Origin of the sequence: Flavobacterium sp. Sr18 (assembly GCF_011064265.1) — a bacterium.
In the GTDB taxonomy this organism is placed as follows: domain Bacteria; phylum Bacteroidota; class Bacteroidia; order Flavobacteriales; family Flavobacteriaceae; genus Flavobacterium; species Flavobacterium petrolei.
In genome coordinates this window covers 37,248-56,355 of the sequence record NZ_CP049329.1, presented here as the reverse complement: position 1 = coordinate 56,355, position 19,108 = coordinate 37,248, and the positions used below count along the sequence as shown (strand labels likewise).

Here is a 19,108-nt window from a genome sequence, read left to right as displayed (position 1 = left end):
AAACCTTAAACATTTGAAACTTTAAACAAAAAAATAAATGAAATCAATAGTATTACGAGAAATAAAATCCTTTTTCGGTTCGCCTATAGGTTACTTAGTAATTGCAATTTTTCTAATTATAAATGGACTGTTTCTTTGGGTTTTCGAAGGAGAATACAATATTTTGAATACTGGTTTTGCTGATTTGACTCCATTTTTTACCTTAGCACCCTGGATTTTGATATTCTTGATTCCCGCGGTAACAATGCGCAGTTTTTCGGATGAAAAAAAACAAGGAACATTAGAATTATTACTGACAAAACCACTGAGTATTTGGCAAATTGTAAACGGGAAATTCCTTGGTGCTTTGCTTTTGATTGTAATGGCAATTATTCCAACATTCATATATGTAGCTGTTATTTCCAATTTAGGAATGCCGGAAGGTAATCTCGATATGGGAAGCACGATTGGTTCCTATTTTGGATTATTATTCCTGATTGCAGCATATTCAGCCATCGGAATATTTACTTCAACGCTATCTGATAACCAGATTGTAGCTTTTATTGTTGCAGTATTTTTATGTTTCTTCTTCTATTTTGGGTTTGAAGGTTTAGCTTCTGTGATTCCAAATATTTCTTCTGTAATTGCATCATTAGGAATGCAAGATCATTTCAAAAGCATGAGCCGAGGCGTATTAGACACAAGAGATATCCTATATTTTACAAGCATAACCGTTGTCTTTCTTTCCTTTACTGTTTACAATCTAAAATCTTTCAAATCGTAATGACTACTTCTAAGAAAAATAACCTAAAATCAGTATTGATTATACTTGCTATTGTAGTGCTTGCGAATGTGATAGGAAGTTCCTTTTTTCATCGTTTTGATTTAACCAAAGATAAAAGATACACGCTTTCCCCTACTTCTTTGAATATCATCAAGCAAGTTCAAAACCCGTTGTCCATAAAAGTTTATATGCAAGGCGATTTACCTGCCGAATTCAAACGTTTACAGCAAGAAACGAAACAATTACTGGAAGAATTTCAGGCGTACAACAAAAATATCATTTTTGAATTCGTAGATCCTTTGGAAAACGAAGACGCCAGCATGGACAATATTAAAGAGTTGTATCGAAAAGGGCTTACGCCAATAAACATAACCGTTGACAACAAAGGAAAGCAATCACAAGCGATGGTTTTTCCTTGGGCGATTGCCGTTTATGACAACAAGGAAGTAAATATTCCATTGTTGAAAAATATTATGGGTGCGTCAACTACCCAAAAAGTAATTGGTTCCGTTCAGCATTTAGAATATTCAATTGCCGAAGCGTTGAATAAGATTACCAAAGCCAAACAAAAGAAAATCGCTGTCATTAAAGGAAACGGTGAATTGCAAGATATTTTGATGGCTAAATTTCTTTTGCAAGTGCGCGAAAGTTATTTTATTGGTCCATTTACTTTAGACTCTGTTGCCAAAAACCCTATTGGAAGTTTAGAAGCTTTAGAAAAATATGACTTGGCTGTTATCGCCAAACCTACCGAAACATTTACTGACGCTGAGAAACAAGTCTTAGATCAATTTATCATCAATGGCGGAAAAACATTGTGGTTGATTGACCAAGTTACGGCGGAAATGGATAGTTTATACGATTCATCTGGAGCCACTTTGGCCTATCCAAAAGATCTGAATTTGAATGATATGTTCTTTAAATACGGCATCCGAATCAATCCTGATTTAGTAAAAGACGAACAAGGAAGTCCTATAAAACTGGCCACAGGTGAACAAGGAAGTGCGACTCAATTTCAGGAATTCAATTGGAAGTTTGCACCTCAAGTGTATCCAAACAGTTTGCATCCGATTGTGAAAAATTTAGGTGGAATCAAATTTGATTTTGCGAATCCAATCGATACCTTGAAAAACGGAATTAAGAAAACCATTCTGTTGGAATCCTCACAATATTCGAAAAAAATAGGAACTCCGTCAGAGATAAATTTAAACATTGTTGCCGAAGAAACTTCACCTGCTGATTACTTGAACAAAGGGAAAATTCCACTTTCGGTTTTATTAGAAGGTTCATTTCATTCTATGTTTGAAAATAGAGTGCTACCATTCGAACAAAAAACATTTCAAGCCACAGGAAAAGAGAATAAAATGATTGTGATTTCAGATGGAGATTTGATAAAAAACCAATTGGATAAAAACTTTCAACCGGTAGAATTGGGTTATGACCAAAGGTCTGGTAATTTGTATGATAATAAAGATTTCCTGATAAACTGTGTCAATTATCTATTAGACGATACCGGACTTATTAACATTCGAAGTAAAGATCTTGATTTACCTTTACTTGATAAAGAAAAAGTTTATGAAAACTATACCCGAACACAAATCCTAACTATCGGGCTTCCAATTCTTATTTTAGGACTTTTTGGTGTTGTATTTACTTTCCTTCGAAAAAGAAAATACAGCAAATAGATGTTAATAAAAAAGTTTCCAAACTAGAATAGTTTACGATATATTTGTAAAATGTATCGTATTTCGGATTTAAAGAAATACCTTAAAAAATAAAACAAAACAGATGAAATTTATAGTATCGAGTTCGTACTTATTGAAGCAATTACAAGTTTTAGGTAACGTTATCAACAGCAGTAATACTTTGCCTATTTTAGATAACTTTTTATTTGATTTAGACCATAATGTACTAACGGTTTCTGCTTCTGATTTAGAGACAACAATGTCTGCTACATTAGGAATTGATTCAGAAAGTAAAGGAAGCGTTGCTGTCCCTGCAAAATTACTTTTGGAAATCCTTAAAACATTCCCAGAACAGCCTTTAACTTTTACTGTTGAAGAAAATAGTACGATAGAAATCAGTTCTAATTCTGGAAAATATGCTTTGGCTTATGCTCCTGGAGATGAATTTCCAAAATCGGTTAACTTAGACGATCCATCTGTAACACTTGTTCCTGCGGATGTTTTGGCAACAGCCATAAGCAAAACAATATTTGCCGCCGGAAATGATGATTTACGTCCGGTAATGTCTGGTGTATTTTTCCAGTTTTCGCCACAAGGATTGACTTTCGTAGCAACTGATGCGCACAAATTAGTGAAATATGCACGTACGGATGTAACGGCTTCTCAAGTGGCTGATTTTATTATGCCAAAGAAACCTTTGAACATTTTAAAAAATATTCTTGGTAGTTCAGACGCAGAAGTTAAAATTGAATACAACGATTCGAATGCTACTTTTTCTTTCGATAATTATGTTTTAATGTGTCGTTTGATTGACGGAAAATATCCAAATTACGAAGCAGTAATTCCTAAAGAAAATCCAAATAAATTAATGATTGACCGTTCTCAGTTTTTGAGTTCTGTTCGTCGTGTTGCTATCTTTTCGAATAAAACAACTCATCAAATTCGTTTGAAAATCGCGGGTGCTGAATTGAATGTTTCTGCTGAAGACATTGACTATTCTAACAAAGCAGAAGAAAGATTGACATGTGATTATCAAGGTGATGATATGCAAATAGGGTATAATTCTCGTTTCTTGACTGAAATGTTGACTAACTTGCAATCGGATATGATTATGCTTGAAATGTCATTACCAAACAGAGCCGGAATCCTTACTCCTGTTGATGGATTAGAAGAAGGTGAAACGGTTACGATGCTTGTAATGCCAGTAATGCTGAACAGTTAACATTATATTTTTAAATTGTTATATTTTGATTTTTAAAATTGAAATATAATACTTACTATTGCATAACAAATACGCTATTAACCAAACCATTTTTATATTAAAAAACCGTCCCGATTTATCGAGACGGTTTTTTGCTTTTATTCATTTCTCTTTTTGTCATTCCGACGAAGGATGAATCTCATAGTATTTCCCGTTTCGATAATTAATTATGATTGCTCATATTAGTGGGTTTGCTTGGTTCCTCGCAAAGACAAACTGAACACTGAATACTAATTTAAATCACTCCCATTTTTTTCATCAGGAACGTAGCACTTCTGTTTTTACAAATTCCGTCACGCAGTTTGTAATCAAAATGAAGTTCATTACTGATAATCTCAACTTCAAAACATTTGTTGGTTAATATATTTGGATAATCATTGGTAGTCAAGCAAACTTCAATGTCGTGCGTAGCAATAGCTCCAATGGCTTTTTTGCCAATCACTTTTTTGACCACTTCAATTGTTCCATTGCGTTTATCATCTGAATTGGTTCCGCGTAATATTTCGTCTAATAAAACAAATGCTGGTCTGTTTTCCAGTTCGTCCATAATTTGCTTTAAGCGCTTTATTTCGGCAAAGAAATATGATTCGCTATCAGACAACGAATCCGATAATCGCATGGAAACTAAAACTGTTAACGGATGCACATTAGCCTGACTTGCACAAACTGGCGAACCCATTCCTGATAAAACCATGTTGATTCCTAAACTTCTTAAAAAAGTACTTTTACCGGACATATTAGAACCCGTTAAAATCATAAATGATTCGGGATGAAAACGCACATCATTTCCTATTCTTGTCTTTTCATTTAATAAAGGATGACTTAAATCCGTGAAATCTATTTCAAAATTGGTGTTTAATGTTGGATATACAAACTCGGGATTGTTATACGAAAAATTGGCTAAACTGTTCAACATTTCGAATTCACCTATAACTTCAAGCCAATTTTCTAATGCTTCAGTATGATCTTCTTTCCATTGAATTAATGATTTTAAAACGTGTAAATTAAACAGAAAAGTTCCATTGAAAACGATAGCCGTTACGAAATTACTGATGCTATCCATATTCGAAAACAAACCTGCTAATTGTTTTAAATGAACGCTGGCATTTTCTTTTTTGAACATTAATTTTTGCTGTAAATCAATTAATTTTTGTGATTGAAAAGATTCGTTTTCAATTTTTTGCAAAAGCAAACTATATTGATGAATAGTTTTATCAATGTTTGTCGAATTAGCGACTTCAGCTTGGATCCGCTTCATAAAACGTCCCAAAATCATTAAATTAATAACAAACAAATACGACAAAACAGAAGCAAAAAAGGTATTAGAAGTCACTAAATAAACAATCAGAACTCCCAAAAAAAGGAGTGGCGAAAAATAGGAAATAAAAATACTTATTTTAGATAAAGGCGTACTATTGAATGTACTCCACTTAAGTAGCGTCTCATAATTTGATTGATTGTCGTTGCTTACTTTGGCGAAAGCCAAAAATTCCTGACGCCAATCTAATTTTTCGGATAATTCTTTTACCGCTTGATGATTTCTGGTAATTTCATCATTTGGCAGAAGTGTTAACAATTGGTTTGCGAATGTTTTTTTTCCAATAAAAGTAGCGGTTCTATTCAGGTTTTGAAACAAAGAATGTTCTCCAAAAACATCTAAATCATACGCATACGGATGGTGAAAATCATTAAATTCCTGTCCATTTTCGAAAGGAATTTTATTTCTTTCCAAATAGGAAATTTCATTTTCATTAATATCGAATAAGGCTTGATTGACTTGTTTTTCGAAAACTAATTTAGAATGAATTCGCATCAATATTACAAATAGTCCAAAAAGAAAAATGGCGGCAGCTATGAGAATAACTTCGCTATTTTTGATGTAATAATAAATAGAAACCAAAAAAAGTACAATAGTAAAAAGTCTTAAAATACTTATACTATTGTACTTTTTATTGATTGCAGTTAATGCCGTTGAAAAGCGAATCTTTTTTGCTTTGTATATTTCCATAATTCAATTTGATGAATTGCAAATATAACGAAATAGATTACTTTGAGGTCTAAATTAAAAGGCAATGGCGATGCCACACTAAATAGAAATCAAGATTTCAATTGAATCAACATGGAATCAATCAATATGAATCGCTAAAATTGGAATATCAAAATTTGTAGCTATTTTTTTCGTTAAGCTAGGTTTGAAAATCCCTTCAAAAAAACCTCTTTTATACGTAAGCATTGTCAGGACATCAACTTCTTTGTACATTATAAAGTCTAGAATAGTTTCTTTGACTTCGTCGCTGTTGATGACAAAAAACTCAATGGGTTCATTAATAAATTCGTCTTCCCATTTAGCAACTGTATCTTTAGAGACATCAGAATCACTGGTTTTTACATACAAGCACTTTACTTTTGCTTTCGTTTTTTTGGCAATATCCAACACCATTTTTAAGGCTTTTTTATCTTTGGTTCTAAAACGAGTTGTGAATCCGATAATTTCAATTTTCTTGAATTTTGCTTCTATTGGAACACACAACATAGGAACGTCTATTCCTGAAATTACAGAACCTGTATTGGTGCCCATAAAAAAAGCATCCCATCCCGTGGCTCCGGAAGTTCCCATTATGACAAAATCTATTTTATCTTCTTTGATACATTTTTTAATATTATGGAGCAAATCCCCATCCATGAGCCTATGAGACATCTTTATTTTATCTAAATGACGCTCTTCGGCTATAGCCCGCAATTTTGGGATTTCCTCTTTAAACATATCAAATTGTGCTAACTCTAATGAATCATAAATGACCGCGTAATTTTCAGGGAAAAACTGATTGTCATAAATTGGCAGTTCAAAAGTGTGCAATAAAACAAGTTCCCCGTGAACTATTTTTGCAAATTCTAAAGCATGTACAAAAGCATTTGTAGCTACTGTAGAAAAGTCGGTTGGAAATAAAATTTTTTTCATTTTATTATGCTTTTAAAGGATTCGTTTACTACTAAATATTGAGAATTTTTCGAATATTCAAATCGAAATTAATTTTATTCATGAATGGCCAGAATCGGCACATTGATGTGAAATGCTAATTTTTTTGAAAGACTAATTTCAAAAAGTTTCTCAAAGAAACTTCTGTGATACACATGCATTGCAATGAAATTAATTTTATGCAAATCGATAAAATTTAAAATAATTCCTTCCACATCTTCTCCTTTGATGGAGTGAAATGTAACTTCATTATTTTCTACTAATACCTTCCAATCTTCTCTGGTGTCGTCTTTAACTTCATGATGCGGAGACGTTACACGAAGGCAATCAATATGTGCTTGAAATATTTTGGCTAAAGAAAGAACTCTTACAAAAGAACCCGTATCCTCTGGTTTGTATTGCGTAATGAACAGTATTTTTTCGATAGGATGATATTTACAGTGTTCTGGTATTGCCAAAACTAATGCTTTAACATCATTCATTACTTTTGTGGCTGTAGTGCCGAAAAAAGTTTCTTTAAGACCCGTGGCGCCTTTGGTTCCCATAACTACGAAATCGAAATTTTCATTCTCGGTTATTTTTTTTATTTCTGGAACTAAATTTCCCAAAATCAAAACATGACTTATTTTAATATGGCCTAAATTGTTTGCTTCCGCAATTTTTCGTAAAATAGGAACTTCATCTTTGTAATTCTCAAAATTACTGAGTTCCGTTACATCATAAATTTCATGTAAATACTCCGCGACATTAACATAATTGGCTTGTGGCAATTGGTAAACATGCATCGTAACTATTTCAGCATTAATTGATTCTGCTAATTTCAATGCATAAATAAACGCATTTTTGGACACTTCTGAAAAGTCGGTAGGAAATAGAATTTTTTTCATAATAGAGTTAAATTACTGCCAATCAATTATTTATATAAATTTACAAAACAAAAAACAAAATAGAATGATAATTATCAGTTTGGCTAATTTTTAACAAAAAATAAAGTTAATGGTTTAATAATCGAGTCTTGAAGCCATGTCTATTTTGCTTACTTTTGCATCAAATTGAATTTAAATATGATACCTCAAGATTCCATAGTGGCACTAGCAACTCCTTCGGGAGCTGGTGCTATAGCCGTAATTAGGATTTCCGGCCAAGATGCCATTACTATTGGAAATTCTGTTTTTAAATCCATCAAAAACAAAGAATTAACAACCCAAAAAACGCATACCTTACATTTAGGGCATATTATGGATGGCTCCAAAACTTTGGATGAAGTTCTGGTATCTATTTTCAAAGGACCAAATTCCTATACCGGCGAAAACACGATTGAAATTTCGTGTCACGGTTCTACTTATATACAACAACAAATCATTCAATTGTTGCTTCGAAAAGGCTGTCGAATGGCTGATGCTGGCGAATTTACGTTGAGAGCATTTTTAAACGGAAAACTGGATTTATCCCAAGCAGAAGCAGTTGCCGATTTAATTTCATCCGATAATGAAGCTTCGCACCAAATTGCAATGCAACAAATGCGTGGTGGTTTCTCAAATGAAATAGCAAAATTAAGAGAAGAATTATTGAATTTTGCCTCATTGATTGAACTCGAATTAGATTTTGCGGAAGAAGATGTAGAATTTGCTGACCGAACACAATTTCATGAATTATTAAACAGAATCGAATTTGTCCTAAAACGATTAATCGATTCCTTTGCCGTAGGAAATGTGATTAAAAACGGAATTCCTGTGGCTATTGTGGGTGAACCTAATGTAGGGAAATCGACACTTTTGAATGCTTTCTTGAATGAGGAGCGCGCCATTGTTTCGGAAATTGCGGGAACCACGCGTGATACCATTGAAGATGAATTAGTGATTGGCGGAATCGGTTTTAGATTCATAGACACCGCCGGAATCCGCGAAACGGATGATGTGGTGGAAAGCATCGGGATTCGTAAGACTTTTGAAAAAATTGAACAAGCGCAGGTTGTCATTTTTCTGTTTGACAGTTCCGAGTTCAAAGTATCAGGTTTAAAGTTAAAAGTAGAACTGGAAAAAATTAAAAACCAATTTCCGTTGAAACCGCTTGTAATCATTGGTAACAAAGCAGACAAACTCGAGGAAAGTGAAATTGGAGATTTGAAATCAGAAATTCCAGAAATCTTACTAATTTCTGCAAAAGAAAAATTAGGTGTTGAGGAGTTAAAGCATCAATTACTTTCATTTGTCAATACAGGAGCATTACGAAACAATGAAACAATCGTAACTAATACCAGACATTACGATTCTTTATTAAAAGCTCTTAATGAAATTCAAAAAGTAAAATTTGGACTTGAAACGAACTTGTCCTCAGATTTAATGGCATTAGATATTAAGGAAGCTTTGTATCAGTTTGGAATGATTACTGGACAGGTAACTAATGATGAATTGCTGGGGAATATTTTCGCTAATTTCTGTATCGGAAAGTAGTAGAACAAAGCATCACAAAACAACAACAAACAAACGAGTTAAAGTATTGATAAACAATATTTTAACTCGTTTTTATTTATATTATCTTTTTGATATTATGTTTTATTTTGATTAGATTTGTACCTTATTTGTACCTCAAAATCTGAGGTACAAAAAATATTTTTTTTTGGCCAATTTATGGCACACAGAGACACACATAGTCACAGTGGGACACCTAAAGTCACATTACTATGAGTACAAACATTAAGATTACGCGCATTTGTGAATTCTGCAAAAATGAATTTACGGCACGCACAACAAGAACGCGCTACTGCTCATTAGGCTGCAATAGCAAAGGTTACAAATCGATCATAAGGCAGTCGAAGATCAAACAAAGTAATAAGCAGACCGAGAGTGCCAAAAATCCTGAACTTGAGATAGTACGAGTTAAAGATTTCCTTAGCATAAGCCAAGCGAGCATTTTATTTGGAATTAGTCGAAGAACATTCTACAGAATTATTTCTAGAGGAGAACTTGATGTAGCAAAATTTGGTACCAGAACAGTCATTAGAAGGTGCGATATTGATTCATTTTTTTCGCTTCCGCTGGATCAATCTGTTCTTCGCCCAACTCAAGAATTTCCTGGTTTGGAGAATTGCTATACAATAACGCAAATACAGCAAAAATATGGAATTTCTTCTGGTACATTGTACATGCTTATTCAAAGACAAGGTATAGTAAAGTATGCAGTAGGCAAATATAATTATGTAGCCAAGAATGATATAGATATAATATTTAATACAAAAAGCCATGGAAAAGAGTAATGTAACGTTGAGGCAAAAAGATATTTCAAACGAAAGAATATCCCTTTATTTGGATTTTTATCCCCCAATCTTGAATAACAATAACAGGTATACTAGACGCGAGTTTTTGAAAATATATCTTTTCAAAAAGCCAAAAAATCAACTTCAAAAAAATTCAAATATTGAAAACCGCCATATAGCAGAATTAATTCAGATGAAACGACAAAATGAGATAAGTAAAAAAAACATATATACTTCATTTGAAAAAGACCAATTACATATTCAGGCTATTGGTCGCGAGTCATTTCTCGAATATTTCAATAAACTGGCACAAAAGAAAATCGGCAATAATCGAAGTATTTGGAAATCTGCAATTACACATTTTGAGTCTTTCTTGGAAGGAAAAGATATTTGTTTTAAGGATATTTCTATTTCTTTAATGGAAGATTACAAAGAATACTTGCTAAATGCAAAAAGTTTAAGAGATACAGGGAAAAAGTTATCTAGAAATACAGGCTTATCATATCAAAACAAACTCAGAACCACATTGAAAAAAGCGTATAAAGAAGGTAAACTAAAAATTGATATTAATGCTGGTATAGATTCTATTAAAGAACAAGAAGCTCACCGCAACTTTCTTACGCTTGAAGAGGCAAAAAAACTATTCTATACTCCATGCTCTAATGACCTCGTATATCAGATTTCCATGTTTTCAATTTTAACAGGTGTTCGATATTCTGATATTGCAAAACTTTTGTGGTCAGAAATAGAATACATCGAAAATGATGGTTATTATATCCGATTTAAGCAAAAGAAAACTGGAGGAATGGAAACACTTCCAATACCTAATGAAGCTTTTGAACTTTTGAGACCTAATGTAAATGAAAATGATAAAGTTTTTGCAGGTTTGAAGAAATGGGATGTAGATAGGATACTACCAGTTTGGATTGCAAAATCAGGTATAAAGAAGCACATAACTTTTCATTGCTTCAGACATACTTATGCGACCCTTCAGTTATCCTCCGGAACAGATATTTATACTATCTCAAAAATGCTAGGGCACAAAAATGTTAAAACAACCCAAATATACGCGAAAGTTATTGATTCAAAAAAGAGGGAAACAACTGCTAAGATAAGTTTAAAAAGACTTAGCGTTTAGAAAAAAAGATATTACTTATATTTAGTGGAATTGAATTTCAATTCCACTTCTTGTTGAATTTCTACGGTAGTTTTAATTCTTCCTGATTTAATCCAATCCAATAGTTCTGCTCTATAAAAATAAAGCCGCTTGCCTTGCTTGTTGACTGGGATTTCATTTTTACAAACTTTAGTATATATAGTAGCAACTGATAATTTTAAAAGTTCAGCGGCACCTTCTATCGTTAACAGCTCTTCATTATTATCTGAATCATTTATTTTTCGTTCTTTGAGAAGCTTTTCTATCTTATCAAGCTTAACAAACAATTTTCCAATAATATTCGGTAAGTCTTCAAAAGTAAACTGTTTCATAATGCTACTATTTAGAGTAAAAAGGAAGACGACATATAAGTTACTGATCGACGAAAAAGATAGTACTCCCTTGATTTCGCTTGCGGGTGGACTTGTAAATAATATAACCATACTCGTTGAGTTCCCGCATGCATTTGTAATATGTTTTTGGCGAAGCAATCTTCGCTAGATCCATAATTTCATATCGGTACGCTTGTATTGGATTACCAAAACCCTTACCCGCTCTAAACTGCAATAGTGCGACATAAATACCGATATGCGTAATGCTAATACGGTAGTCATTCTCTATTGCATTGAAGAAATCGGATAAGGGTTTTAATAGTTCCATCAGAATCTACATTGAATTAGACTGCTTTTTTTTTCTCTTTTTGGCTTCTTGGGGAACAGCAGGCCCATCATCATCACTTTGACTTTGTTTTTTATTGTCCTGCTTCTGTGAGGTATTTTGTCCTTCTGATTGCTTTTCCTCTTTGGTCTGACGGTTGTCTATACGTTTTAGATTTCCATCATATACATTGATGGTTTTGAATTGAGGATTAGCTTCAATATAATGTTTGACTTCTTTACCGTCTTTCATAAAAGTGGCCGATTGTAAGTTTCCTTTTTTCAAGGAATCCATCAAATCTTCTTTAAATTTAACTGTACCCAGTTCCTTGATTGGATGTTTGGCTAGCGCTGCCTCTAAATCATACCCATAATTTTGATGGTACTGGTTGAGCTTGAAATTGCCACCGTTATCCACTTCCTTAAAATCCATTTGTACCCATGAATTATAAACCTGGCCTTCTTTACTGGTCAAATCCTTATTTACTGCTCTTCCCTCCATAAGGTTGTAGGCTTCCTTCATGGTAATATTACTACCCTTATTGATATAAAAAGTCTGCTCCAACGCTTCTTTTGAATTGTCTTTTTGCAAGTCCACTTTATAGGAATTAAAGAAATACATATCACTCTGATCTGATTTCTTAAAATTCAATGTTGCCGTCGCACTGTCGTTGCCATATTGAGCATTGTGGGTCAAAGTGAAACTCGGGGTTTGCTGTTGCATTTTTTCCTTTAATTCACTTTCTAGTCCTTCACCGAAACCGGTGTACTTTACCTGATCGCGTAGGTATTCAAAATTTTTATCGTTCATGACTATTTAATTTAAATGATTAATAATTAGTTACAGTTTGGGCAGTACAGTAACCTGCACCAATTTTTTGTTTTTTACCTGAATTGTTAAGTGTCTGCCGCCATTCTTTTCCATAAGCTGTACGACTAAATATTTCTTCTCCGGAATCGTGAATTTTGGCAACGCAAATACAAATGTATTTTCAGATTCTTCGTCAATTGTCTCACTGTTATTAAGAATATACAGAGGTGTAATTTCAATTTCCTGAGAGGCGGTTCGTTTTACTTTTTTACTATCTCGAATAAAAAATCGAAACTGGTCAACATCATACTTTATTTTGGAGTGGTTCGCTACTACTATCCTGTAATACATCACATCATTTTGGATAAAAATTCCATTGAGGTGTAATTTCACACCATATCTGCTCTCTTTACCACCTTCAATCTTACTTTTATCATACAAGGCCAGCTTGGAATAAAGCTGTAATTGCTGTTCGTTGCCACTTTCAGCGGAGAATAAACCGTCCCGTTTGTGAGGTTCAGTTGTATTCACTGAGAGATTCAAATATGGTGTTTGCTCATCATATCTTAGAATAAAAGAATACAGTTTTCCATCGGATGTCACCACCGTTAGATTGGTAGGGATAAAGTCCACTTTTGCGGCCTTAATCTGCAATATATTTTCAAGGCCTTTGGCTTTTTGAACCAATATATCCGCGCTACCCCGATCCACACTTTTAATAGCGTAAGGGAATACAATATTGGTCGTTTTGGAATATCCAATTGCCAAAGAATCTGGCGTAATCTCCGATAGACTGTTTTTACTGTTTTGCTGGGCAAAAGCTCCGATGGTAAAGAGTGCTGCACACACCATCACCACTACATTGATCTTTTTCATAGTTAATAATTTTTAGTTTTTAATTGGATTCGTTTTGTTTTTGTTTTTCGTCTCGAAGCAATACCTGATAGCCTGCTTTCACCACTACTTTGACAAGCTTGGCTTTTTTACTGAATAGGGTCTTCGCTGCCTCAACACCAACACCAGCGGCTTGTGCTCCCCAAGAATCGTCGAGAGATGCAACACCCAGAGTTTGAACAGAGCGGTCTGCTGATGCTTTAGCGACCTCTCGGTTAATAGCTCCGGGCATGTAAATGCCGTGAAGTCCATCCAAATCGTAGACAGTAAGATCAACTGGAAATAAAGCGTTCTTATACCGAATACTATTGATTTTTATTACAAGCCTTTCTCCTTGTAATGAGGCTATTCCGAACAAGAAATTATTCTTTGGAATTTCTACTCCATTAACATACACAGCAGTATTCAGCCTTAATTTTACTGTTGAACCATTTACTATTGTTTGTGTTTCATGGATTACCGCCGCTACTGCATTTTGAAGGGGCTCCACAACTGCTGGTTCATCCAAAGAATAAAATGAATTTTCTTTATGCCTCCCATTAGATGCTGTACTGCCAGGTGGGGTAACTTGCAACGAAGAAATACTAGTGTCCCCTTCCGAGCTGGCAATTGAAAATACCTGTCCTCTTTCGGATTCAGAAACCTTCCTCAATTTTTGCTGAACTCTGTCAGGATGTTGTATATCCAGTATACTTTCCAGCATGCCACTAAGTTGTTTCAATTCAGGATCTGGTTCATTATTTTGAGTATTCATCGACTGCATCATTTCTTCCAACTTGTTAACGTCTTCGGAATGCAATCCACTTCCGCTACTTTCAGGGTAAGTGGACGTATATCTTCGAGGTGTTGGAGCTGCAGGCGTATTTATAGCTCTTTGAAGTGCCTCCAGCTTTTCATGTACTTTTACTTCGTTGGGATCACGGTACAGTAGAGCATTTAGCCCTTTAGAGCCATTTCCGGAAGGCATACGATTATAAGATGTGCCGCTAGACGCTACAGAATCTTCAAAAAAAGTTCTGCTGAGATAATTGGGATCTTTGCTAATAAGCGCTTCCAGCTTTGTGGAATCAAGTGCTGCCTGATCGTAGTAATGCATTTTATCCAAGTCTAGACCTTCCTTCAAATTTGCATCAGGAAGCTTGATATTAAAGCCTTTTTTTTCGGTGACTGAGGAGTTCGCAGCGTCCATTTTGCCACCTCCCAAAACCCAAAATATAATAGTGAGAAAAGGCAGTACTAGTAGCGGCATGACTAAAAGTATTTTGCGCAGTCTTAACATTTTTGGTGATTTCGTTTTTGCTTCCATGATATTATTTTTTAAATTGTGAATGGTAATACTTTTCTACTAGTGTCAGGCTGTCTAGTAATCCTGGACGATTTTGATTGATACTGTCCTTTATTTTTTTTCCTGTTGGGCTGCGCCCTAAACTGTCCATATGCCTGCGAAATCGAACTAGTTTTTCATATTCACCTTTACTAATTGCTACTTTTAACCGATCCATTTTTTCATGGGTTTGTAAAGTATTTGTTGGTTTGACAAATGGTGTAATTGGTATGGAACTGACTCTAGGTTTAGAAAAACTATCTACCATCACATAAATACTACAGCCACTAGTCGCTAGTGTAAAAATGACTAAAATAAACATCCAATTTTTACGCGACCAATTCGCTGTCTTGCTTTCCAGCCAATGTGCACATTTGTATTGTAGCCGAAGATTGACTTCATCAAACTGTTGCAATAGTTTGCTTGTAATACGATCCTTTTTTTCAGCAGGCTCTTTTGTGATGCCATTTTTAAATGTGAAGCGCATAGCAGTTGATTTTTTATTTACGGTTCTCGGTACTCAAATCACGATTCTCGACAGTTTTCCATCGCTCGACTAAAAAGCCATGCGGATTGTTGTCACTTCGGGAAACATTCCGAAGATTGCCCTCTGTTATAAGGCTACGTTGAGCAATACTAGTCGTTCTGATGATTTTCTGTGTGGCATAACATCGGAAATGATACGGATATTTATTGATGTCAATGGCAACACTATCCACTTCTAACGTTTGGCTGATATTTCCGGAAATGATACCGGAATAATACCCATTCTCTTTCAAATCATCATAAATCCGTTTTGCACTGTCATCTGCTAGGTACAATGCCTTCGTTACATTGGTTTTTATAACCTTATCATCGGGGTCAAGAGTGAAAAATAATTTATGAAAAGTCATCACATGATCTCTTGCCTCAACCGGAATATTATCTTTTCTGTCTGAAGCATACGCTTCTAATGCTTTACCATTAGCCAGTATATAAACTTTATCCTGCATCTGCGCAACTAAACTGAAACTCTTATAGAGAGCAAAGCAGCTCATTATAATACTTCCGACAACCACGACGATCGTAAAGCCTCGAACATGCCTAAAGGCTGTGTCAATATTTTTTATTTTGCTAAACATAATCCGTTTTTTAGAGGTTAGGAATTGCCTTTTAATTTATCGCCCATGTAACTGTCTTTATCTTTGAAGTACGGAGAGGAACCACTAGATCCCGATAGGCTTTGAGACATTCGTCCAGCACTATTGCCCATAGCGTCCGCTACCATTCCCGCACCTAAAGACGCGCTGTTAAACGCAGAATTTGCAGAGTTGTTGAACATACTGGTCACTTTTTGACCCAATGCCCCTCCACCACCTGCATGCACTATATAATTAGCGACGGAGGGAACGGTGAAATACCCGATGATGCCAATAATCATAAACACCAGATACGCCATATCTGTTTTACTAAAAAAAGTATCTCCGTACTCGCTCGCTTGTGCGATATCCAGTTGAAGCATCTTTTCTTGAATTTTTCCTATGATACTGCCAAAAATATTCGCTACGGGAAGCCACAAATAGATATTTATGTAGCGGGCCAGCCAAACCGTTAATGTGTGCTGAAAACCATCAAAAACGGATATACCAAAAACTAACGGTCCTAAAATAGAGAGTACCACAAGCTGAAACGTCCTAAGGGTATCAATACAAAGGGAAGCCGCTTCAAATAGCACCATTAATACTTCACTCATCCATTCTTTTACTGAATTACGAAAATTGAACGAGGCCTTGGACATTGCAAATTTTACATCATTTCCGATTCCTTCCATAATTCCTTCCTCAGAAGGATTGGCATCATCATGCGTGTACTTATACCATGTGTCTCGGTCGCCACTTCCATCTGCTCCCACATACATTTTCCATGAGTCCGTCTCTTTAATCGCTTCTTCTTTTTTTCTAAGCAGCAGCCCAATAGCCTTATTAGAGCCTTCCACCATAGATGCCGTGGCCGTAACAGTGGGTTTCATCACTCCATTAATTAGATCGAGCACCGAAGGAAAAACCATTATGCAGAATCCGATCGCAAATGGACGGAAAAGCGGATAAAAATCGATGGGTTCAGCGCTTGCAATATGCCTCCAAACCCGAAAGGCGATGTACCAGATGGCTCCAAATCCTGCGATTCCCTGCCCAACTCCGATAAGGTTGCTACACAGAGGCATCATTTCGTCATACAATTGGTCCAGTACACTATGCAAGCTGTTCATATCATTCGCCATTCCTTGTGCATGGCTGGTTACAGGCAACACCATCCCTGCGGCTACACATAGTATAGCCTTGCTCCTTTTCATCATAGCAATTTGTATTTAATTATTTACTTGGTAGATGCTACGCATTACATTGATGTCATTGCGTTCTTTAATTCGCTGAATGCCCAATACGGACGTATTGTTGTTAAAATTTCGAAGAAAAGAGAGCTTATTCTGCATATCAGCATACACTTTGTCAATAGCGAAAAGTCTTTCATCATCTGACATTCGCAGGGTATTGGCAGAAATCACCAAGGTCAACTCATCTAGATTTCTTATGCTTTCTTTGAATAGCTTGGAATACACCTTTTCGAGATAGGCAATTTCTTCCGAATTGAAATTGCCGCTATTCTTGAAGCGGTTAAATGCTCCTTTGTATTCTTTTACTAACAGTACTTGATAGTGAATGATATCCCCCACCCGCTTATACTTTCGAACGGTTGGACTGACCTGCATTAGCGCGTCAAGGAATGTTTCATGCAAACTGAAGTTTCCTTTCGACAAATCTTTAACAACATTATAGCCTCCGTTCAGAATTTGATAGCCTTTTTTCATATCAGTCAGAATCTGTTTGAATTGAGCCAGCTTTTCGATGTTCAGAATTAGCTGTTGCATTTCTTGAGATTGAGCAACAACCCGACTGGGAAACAACAGTCCCACCAGCATAATAAGTACAATCAGTTGTCGTTTCATGGTATATTGTCTTTTAAGCCCTGCAACGCATGGCTGGTTTTTACATCTTCAGCTTCAGCGCTCCTTGAGAAACCCATCATTCTGGTTTGATTGCTGAAATCTTCAAAAAAACTTTGACTCTCCAGCATATTTTGATAGAGCGCATCAATTCGTTCTAATCGTTCATCATCTTTCAGCTCCAACTTACCTTGTGTAAGTACTGCCGTAAGTTCATCTATTCTCGCATCACACTCTTTAAGCAGTCGATCCAATACCCTCTTAACATACGCCACTTCGTCACCATGAAATAAATCGTTTTGATTCATATAGCTCATGGTGCGACTATAACCTTTCAGAATCTTTACTTGAAGTGTAATGATCTGAGCGACTCTGATGTAGTTTTTTATCTTTGGATTAATAGTGTTCAGAGAGTTGAAATAATCAATATGAAGATCCAATTCCCCTCGTTTAAAATCACCTATGACGTTAAGCCCTTTCTTTGTGATGGAATATCCTTTTTGAGCATATCCGATATACACTTTAAAGGCTGCAATTTGCTTTAAGAGTTCTTCTCTTTGTTTTGCCTGCGCCTGCATGTTTCCATTGAAAAGTCCCATAAGGAGTATCAAAACTGCTATCTTTTTCATGACTTTAGTTTTTTAATTGTGAATACCGTAGAATTTCTTAATGGCATTCACATCGTTAATTGATTTTGCTCTTTGAAGACTCAATTGTATGTTTTGCCCGTTAAACCGAGAAAGATCATCATAAGTAGCGTCAATTTGATCGGCTGCAGTATTGATGATTTCAAGCCGTTTAGCATCACTCATTTGCAAGGTAAAGGAGTCTACGACTGAAAATATTTGATCAATATTATTCATACTTTCATTTAATATCCCAGAATATACTTTTTGCATGTATACCAATTCATCGGCCTTAAAATGGTCGTCCCGCTGAAACAGTTTCCAAGCTCTTTCATATTCAGCAACAAGCCGAATTTGCTTTTGGGTGATATCCCTTATTCGCTGATAGTAAGTTATAATGGATTTGACCTTTGCGAGTTCATCATAGTATCCTTTATACAACTCTTTTTGTTTTTGTGTCCAGTTGGATATCTCATCCAGTTTCACTTTGGACAAGACATTTTCCAATTTCTTTTGGGCATTCTGCAACCAAATCGTCTTGTTTTGCAAGCGCTGGATGCGGAGATCAATTGCTTTTATAACCTTGGCTACAGCATCTTTTATCAATCCAATTATAGGAACTGCTACCTCTGTTGTGGCTGGTCTGGCAGGGGTACTAAGGAGCAAGAGACAAAGTAAACCCAACATCATATTTTTCTTTGCTTTCATAAGTAGTAATT

The 19,108-nt window shown here is 35.3% G+C and carries 19 protein-coding genes; 6 read left to right on the top strand and 13 right to left on the bottom strand.

Translation table 11 applies throughout. From position 1 onward, the window contains the following. Nucleotides 1-37: 37 nt before the first annotated feature. The 3 genes from gldF to dnaN all read left to right on the top strand — a co-directional run bounded on the left by gldF (nucleotide 38) and on the right by dnaN (nucleotide 3,670). Nucleotides 38-763 carry a gliding motility-associated ABC transporter permease subunit GldF gene (gene gldF, locus G7A72_RS00300; protein ID WP_165150983.1) on the top strand — a complete coding sequence of 242 codons (726 nt, stop codon included), beginning with the start codon at nucleotides 38-40 and terminating at the stop codon, nucleotides 761-763. Continuing rightward, nucleotides 763-2,448 (top strand): gliding motility-associated ABC transporter substrate-binding protein GldG, encoded by a 1,686-nt coding sequence (gldG, locus tag G7A72_RS00295; RefSeq protein WP_165150982.1) that lies wholly within the window; start codon nucleotides 763-765, stop codon nucleotides 2,446-2,448. The genes gldF and gldG overlap by 1 nt, the downstream gene beginning before the upstream one ends. Nucleotides 2,449-2,551: 103 nt before the next feature. Further along, a complete protein-coding gene (dnaN, locus tag G7A72_RS00290) occupies nucleotides 2,552-3,670 on the top strand; it encodes a DNA polymerase III subunit beta (protein ID WP_114754212.1) in 1,119 nt (372 codons plus the stop codon). A 274-nt stretch (nucleotides 3,671-3,944) separates the two neighbouring features. On the opposite strand, the gene G7A72_RS00285 is transcribed toward dnaN, so the two are convergent. The 3 genes from G7A72_RS00285 to G7A72_RS00275 form a co-directional block, all read right to left on the bottom strand. Next, entirely contained in the window at nucleotides 3,945-5,717 is a 1,773-nt protein-coding gene (locus tag G7A72_RS00285; protein WP_165150981.1) for a DNA mismatch repair protein, read from the bottom strand. Between the two features lie 117 nt (nucleotides 5,718-5,834). Then, on the bottom strand, nucleotides 5,835-6,668 hold the full coding sequence (locus tag G7A72_RS00280) for a universal stress protein (protein WP_165150980.1): 834 nt from the start codon (nucleotides 6,666-6,668) through the stop codon (nucleotides 5,835-5,837). A 74-nt stretch (nucleotides 6,669-6,742) separates the two neighbouring features. Then, nucleotides 6,743-7,573: a universal stress protein gene (locus G7A72_RS00275; RefSeq protein WP_165150979.1), complete on the bottom strand. Its 831-nt coding sequence runs from the start codon at nucleotides 7,571-7,573 to the stop codon at nucleotides 6,743-6,745. A gap of 177 nt (nucleotides 7,574-7,750) precedes the next feature. Between G7A72_RS00275 and mnmE the strand changes: the two genes are divergently transcribed. The 3 genes from mnmE to G7A72_RS00260 all read left to right on the top strand — a co-directional run bounded on the left by mnmE (nucleotide 7,751) and on the right by G7A72_RS00260 (nucleotide 11,080). After that, nucleotides 7,751-9,139, top strand: coding sequence for a tRNA uridine-5-carboxymethylaminomethyl(34) synthesis GTPase MnmE (gene mnmE, locus G7A72_RS00270; protein ID WP_165150978.1), 1,389 nt, complete (start codon nucleotides 7,751-7,753; stop codon nucleotides 9,137-9,139). Between the two features lie 230 nt (nucleotides 9,140-9,369). Then, nucleotides 9,370-9,942 carry a helix-turn-helix domain-containing protein gene (locus G7A72_RS00265; RefSeq protein ID WP_165150977.1) on the top strand — a complete coding sequence of 191 codons (573 nt, stop codon included), beginning with the start codon at nucleotides 9,370-9,372 and terminating at the stop codon, nucleotides 9,940-9,942. Then, nucleotides 9,929-11,080 (top strand): site-specific integrase, encoded by a 1,152-nt coding sequence (locus G7A72_RS00260; protein ID WP_165150976.1) that lies wholly within the window; start codon nucleotides 9,929-9,931, stop codon nucleotides 11,078-11,080. Before G7A72_RS00265 ends, G7A72_RS00260 begins: the two co-directional genes overlap by 14 nt. 11 nt (nucleotides 11,081-11,091) lie before the next feature. Here the strand turns inward: G7A72_RS00260 and G7A72_RS00255 are convergent, their stop codons facing one another. The 10 genes from G7A72_RS00255 to G7A72_RS00210 form a co-directional block, all read right to left on the bottom strand. Then, the gene (locus tag G7A72_RS00255) at nucleotides 11,092-11,430 is read right to left on the bottom strand and encodes a helix-turn-helix domain-containing protein (RefSeq protein ID WP_165150975.1); all 339 of its coding nucleotides are present in this window, start codon (nucleotides 11,428-11,430) and stop codon (nucleotides 11,092-11,094) included. Nucleotides 11,431-11,764: 334 nt separating this feature from the next. Next, nucleotides 11,765-12,565: a hypothetical protein gene (locus G7A72_RS00250; RefSeq protein ID WP_165150974.1), complete on the bottom strand. Its 801-nt coding sequence runs from the start codon at nucleotides 12,563-12,565 to the stop codon at nucleotides 11,765-11,767. A 30-nt stretch (nucleotides 12,566-12,595) separates the two neighbouring features. Then, entirely contained in the window at nucleotides 12,596-13,441 is an 846-nt protein-coding gene (traN, locus tag G7A72_RS00245) for a conjugative transposon protein TraN (protein WP_165150973.1), read from the bottom strand. A gap of 19 nt (nucleotides 13,442-13,460) precedes the next feature. After that, nucleotides 13,461-14,738, bottom strand: coding sequence for a conjugative transposon protein TraM (traM, locus tag G7A72_RS00240; RefSeq protein ID WP_371807575.1), 1,278 nt, complete (start codon nucleotides 14,736-14,738; stop codon nucleotides 13,461-13,463). Nucleotides 14,739-14,769: 31 nt separating this feature from the next. Next, on the bottom strand, nucleotides 14,770-15,270 hold the full coding sequence (locus G7A72_RS00235; RefSeq protein WP_165150971.1) for a hypothetical protein: 501 nt from the start codon (nucleotides 15,268-15,270) through the stop codon (nucleotides 14,770-14,772). A 13-nt stretch (nucleotides 15,271-15,283) separates the two neighbouring features. Next, nucleotides 15,284-15,904: a conjugative transposon protein TraK gene (gene traK, locus G7A72_RS00230; protein WP_165150970.1), complete on the bottom strand. Its 621-nt coding sequence runs from the start codon at nucleotides 15,902-15,904 to the stop codon at nucleotides 15,284-15,286. A 17-nt stretch (nucleotides 15,905-15,921) separates the two neighbouring features. Beyond that, nucleotides 15,922-17,118, bottom strand: coding sequence for a conjugative transposon protein TraJ (traJ, locus tag G7A72_RS00225; protein ID WP_165150969.1), 1,197 nt, complete (start codon nucleotides 17,116-17,118; stop codon nucleotides 15,922-15,924). Nucleotides 17,119-17,130: 12 nt separating this feature from the next. Further along, nucleotides 17,131-17,766: a TerB family tellurite resistance protein gene (locus tag G7A72_RS00220; protein WP_165150968.1), complete on the bottom strand. Its 636-nt coding sequence runs from the start codon at nucleotides 17,764-17,766 to the stop codon at nucleotides 17,131-17,133. Beyond that, on the bottom strand, nucleotides 17,763-18,392 hold the full coding sequence (locus G7A72_RS00215; RefSeq protein WP_165150967.1) for a hypothetical protein: 630 nt from the start codon (nucleotides 18,390-18,392) through the stop codon (nucleotides 17,763-17,765). The genes G7A72_RS00220 and G7A72_RS00215 overlap by 4 nt, the downstream gene beginning before the upstream one ends. A 12-nt stretch (nucleotides 18,393-18,404) precedes the next feature. Further along, nucleotides 18,405-19,097 (bottom strand): conjugal transfer protein TraI, encoded by a 693-nt coding sequence (locus G7A72_RS00210; protein WP_165150966.1) that lies wholly within the window; start codon nucleotides 19,095-19,097, stop codon nucleotides 18,405-18,407. Between the last annotated feature and the right edge of the window lie 11 nt (nucleotides 19,098-19,108).

Excerpts from the sequence above, each read along its gene's own strand:
- gldF (WP_165150983.1), top strand. The coding sequence starts at position 38 with ATGAAATCAATAGTATTACGAGAAATAAAATCCTTTTTCGGTTCGCCT.
- gldG (WP_165150982.1), top strand. The coding sequence starts at position 763 with ATGACTACTTCTAAGAAAAATAACCTAAAATCAGTATTGATTATACTT.
- dnaN (WP_114754212.1), top strand. The coding sequence starts at position 2,552 with ATGAAATTTATAGTATCGAGTTCGTACTTATTGAAGCAATTACAAGTT.
- G7A72_RS00285 (WP_165150981.1), bottom strand. The coding sequence starts at position 5,717 with ATGGAAATATACAAAGCAAAAAAGATTCGCTTTTCAACGGCATTAACT.
- G7A72_RS00280 (WP_165150980.1), bottom strand. The coding sequence starts at position 6,668 with ATGAAAAAAATTTTATTTCCAACCGACTTTTCTACAGTAGCTACAAAT.
- G7A72_RS00275 (WP_165150979.1), bottom strand. The coding sequence starts at position 7,573 with ATGAAAAAAATTCTATTTCCTACCGACTTTTCAGAAGTGTCCAAAAAT.
- mnmE (WP_165150978.1), top strand. The coding sequence starts at position 7,751 with ATGATACCTCAAGATTCCATAGTGGCACTAGCAACTCCTTCGGGAGCT.
- G7A72_RS00265 (WP_165150977.1), top strand. The coding sequence starts at position 9,370 with ATGAGTACAAACATTAAGATTACGCGCATTTGTGAATTCTGCAAAAAT.
- G7A72_RS00260 (WP_165150976.1), top strand. The coding sequence starts at position 9,929 with ATGGAAAAGAGTAATGTAACGTTGAGGCAAAAAGATATTTCAAACGAA.
- G7A72_RS00255 (WP_165150975.1), bottom strand. The coding sequence starts at position 11,430 with ATGAAACAGTTTACTTTTGAAGACTTACCGAATATTATTGGAAAATTG.
- G7A72_RS00250 (WP_165150974.1), bottom strand. The coding sequence starts at position 12,565 with ATGAACGATAAAAATTTTGAATACCTACGCGATCAGGTAAAGTACACC.
- traN (WP_165150973.1), bottom strand. The coding sequence starts at position 13,441 with ATGAAAAAGATCAATGTAGTGGTGATGGTGTGTGCAGCACTCTTTACC.
- traM (WP_371807575.1), bottom strand. The coding sequence starts at position 14,738 with ATGTTAAGACTGCGCAAAATACTTTTAGTCATGCCGCTACTAGTACTG.
- G7A72_RS00235 (WP_165150971.1), bottom strand. The coding sequence starts at position 15,270 with ATGCGCTTCACATTTAAAAATGGCATCACAAAAGAGCCTGCTGAAAAA.
- traK (WP_165150970.1), bottom strand. The coding sequence starts at position 15,904 with ATGTTTAGCAAAATAAAAAATATTGACACAGCCTTTAGGCATGTTCGA.
- traJ (WP_165150969.1), bottom strand. The coding sequence starts at position 17,118 with ATGATGAAAAGGAGCAAGGCTATACTATGTGTAGCCGCAGGGATGGTG.
- G7A72_RS00220 (WP_165150968.1), bottom strand. The coding sequence starts at position 17,766 with ATGAAACGACAACTGATTGTACTTATTATGCTGGTGGGACTGTTGTTT.
- G7A72_RS00215 (WP_165150967.1), bottom strand. The coding sequence starts at position 18,392 with ATGAAAAAGATAGCAGTTTTGATACTCCTTATGGGACTTTTCAATGGA.
- G7A72_RS00210 (WP_165150966.1), bottom strand. The coding sequence starts at position 19,097 with ATGAAAGCAAAGAAAAATATGATGTTGGGTTTACTTTGTCTCTTGCTC.